We start from the raw sequence: 3024 nt of genomic DNA on the forward strand, positions 1-3024 counted from the left end.
AGTAAAACTACTTGGGTGTTGTATGGTTAAGCCTCACGGGCAATTAGTATCAGTTAGCTCAAGACCTCGCAGTCCTTACACACCTGACCTATCAACGTTGTAGTCTCCAACGACCCTTTAGGGAGCTTAAAGCTCCAGTGAGAACTCATCTCAAAGCCTGCTTCCCGCTTAGATGCTTTCAGCGGTTATCAGTTCCGAACGTAGCTACCGGGCAATGCTATTGGCATAACAACCCGAACACCAGCGGTTCGTCCACTCCGGTCCTCTCGTACTAGGAGCAGCCCTCTTCAATTCTCAAACGCCCACGGCAGATAGGGACCGAACTGTCTCACGACGTTCTAAACCCAGCTCGCGTACCACTTTAAATGGCGAACAGCCATACCCTTGGGACCGACTTCAGCCCCAGGATGTGATGAGCCGACATCGAGGTGCCAAACACCGCCGTCGATATGAACTCTTGGGCGGTATCAGCCTGTTATCCCCGGAGTACCTTTTATCCGTTGAGCGATGGCCCTTCCATACAGAACCACCGGATCACTATGACCTACTTTCGTACCTGCTCGACGTGTCTGTCTCGCAGTTAAGCTGGCTTATGCCATTGCACTAACCGTATGATGTCCGACCATACTTAGCCAACCTTCGTGCTCCTCCGTTACTCTTTGGGAGGAGACCGCCCCAGTCAAACTACCCACCAGACAGTGTCCCCAAGCCCGATAAGGGCCCTAGGTTAGAACATCACGCATACAAGGGTGGTATTTCAAGGTAGACTCCACTTCATCTGGCGACAAAGTTTCATAGTCTCCCACCTATCCTACACATGTAGGAGCAATGTTCACTGTCAAGCTATAGTAAAGGTTCACGGGGTCTTTCCGTCTAGCCGCGGGTATACGGCATCTTAACCGCAAATTCAATTTCACTGAGTCTCGGGTGGAGACAGTGTGGCCATGATTACGCCATTCGTGCAGGTCGGAACTTACCCGACAAGGAATTTCGCTACCTTAGGACCGTTATAGTTACGGCCGCCGTTTACCGGGGCTTCGATCATCAGCTTCGCTTGCGCTAACCGAATCAATTAACCTTCCGGCACCGGGCAGGCGTCACACCGTATACGTCATCTTTCGATTTTGCACAGTGCTGTGTTTTTAATAAACAGTTCCAGCCACCTGGTTACTTCGACTACTCTTAGCTTACACCGCAAGGGTTTAACCGAGAGTAGCGTACCTTCTCCCGAAGTTACGGTACTATTTTGCCTAGTTCCTTCACCCGAGTTCTCTCAAGCGCCTTAGTATTCTCTACCTAACCACCTGTGTCGGTTTGGGGTACGGTTCCTATATATCTGAAGCTTAGAAGCTTTTCCTGGAAGCATGGCATCAACAGCTTCAACTCCGTAGAGTCTCGTCTCGTATCTCAGTGTTGAATGAAGACCCGGATTTACCTAAGTCAACCACCTACGTACTTTCACACGGACTACCAACGCCGTGCCTGTTTAGCCTACTCCGTCCCTCCTTCGCAATATATAGAAGTACAGAAATATTAATCTGTTTCCCATCGACTACGCGTTTCCGCCTCGCCTTAGGGGCCGACTTACCCTGCCCTGATTAACATGGGACAGGAAACCTTGGTCTTTCGGCGGGGGAGTTTTTCACTCCCCTTATCGTTACTCATGTCAGCATTCGCACTTCTGATACCTCCAGCAAGCTTTACAACTCACCTTCAACGGCTTACAGAACGCTCCCCTACCACTCATAATAAATTATGAATCCGCAGCTTCGGTGACTAGTTTAGCCCCGTTACATCTTCCGCGCAGACCGACTCGACTAGTGAGCTATTACGCTTTCTTTAAAGGATGGCTGCTTCTAAGCCAACCTCCTAGCTGTCTATGCCTTTCCACATCGTTTCCCACTTAACTAGTACTTTGGGACCTTAGCTGGCGGTCTGGGTTGTTTCCCTCTTCACAACGGACGTTAGCACCCGCAGTGTGTCTCCCGCATATCACTCATTGGTATTCGGAGTTTGCAAAGGGTTGGTAAGTCGGGATGACCCCCTAGCCTTAACAGTGCTCTACCCCCAATGGTGTTCGTGCGAGGCTCTACCTAAATAGATTTCGGGGAGAACCAGCTATCTCCCGGCTTGATTAGCCTTTCACTCCGACCCACAAGTCATCACCGCATTTTTCAACATACGTGTGTTCGGTCCTCCAGTTGATGTTACTCAACCTTCAACCTGCCCATGGGTAGATCGCCGGGTTTCGGGTCTATACCCTGCAACTAAACGCGCAGTTAACACTCGCTTTCGCTACGGCTCCCCTAATCGGTTAACCTTGCTACAGAATATAAGTCGCTGACCCATTATACAAAAGGTACGCAGTCACCGGACTAAATCCGGCTTCCACTGCTTGTACGTATGCGGTTTCAGGTTCTATTTCACTCCCCTCACAGGGGTTCTTTTCGCCTTTCCCTCACGGTACTGGTTCACTATCGGTCAGTTAGTAGTATTTAGCCTTGGAGGATGGTCCCCCCATATTCAGACAAAGTTTCACGTGCTCCGTCCTACTCGATTTCACTCAAAGGTTGCTTTTGTGTACGGGACTATCACCCTGTATCGTTGTACTTTCCAGTACATTCCACTAGCGCCCAATAAGCTTAAGGGCTGATTCGCGTTCGCTCGCCGCTACTAACGAAATCTCGGTTGATTTCTTTTCCTCAGGGTACTTAGATGTTTCAGTTCTCCTGGTTCGCTTCATTAAGCTATGTATTCACTTAATGATACTGACTTATGTCAGTGGGTTTCCCCATTCGGAAATCATTGGCTATAACGGTTTTTATCACCTCACCAATGCTTATCGCAGATTAACACGTCCTTCATCGCCTCTAACTGCCAAGGCATCCACCACATACGCTTAGTCACTTAACCATACAACCCTAAGTAGTCTTTCGACACGAAGTACACCGTGGAGACTAATCCACAGCAATTGTAAAGTCTGACATTTTCACGCACAAATAAATGTGTCTTGAATAAGATGTT

The 3024-nt window shown here is 49.0% G+C and carries 1 rRNA gene; it reads right to left on the reverse strand.

Annotation, left to right across the window (positions count from 1 at the left end):
* Nucleotides 1–22 precede the first annotated feature (22 nt).
* Nucleotides 23–2913: ribosomal RNA gene (locus H4J76_RS19305) — 23S ribosomal RNA — on the reverse strand.
* Nucleotides 2914–3024 lie beyond the last annotated feature (111 nt).

Source organism: Colwellia sp. BRX9-1 (assembly GCF_014077195.1).
Taxonomy (GTDB): Bacteria; Pseudomonadota; Gammaproteobacteria; order Enterobacterales; family Alteromonadaceae; genus Colwellia_A.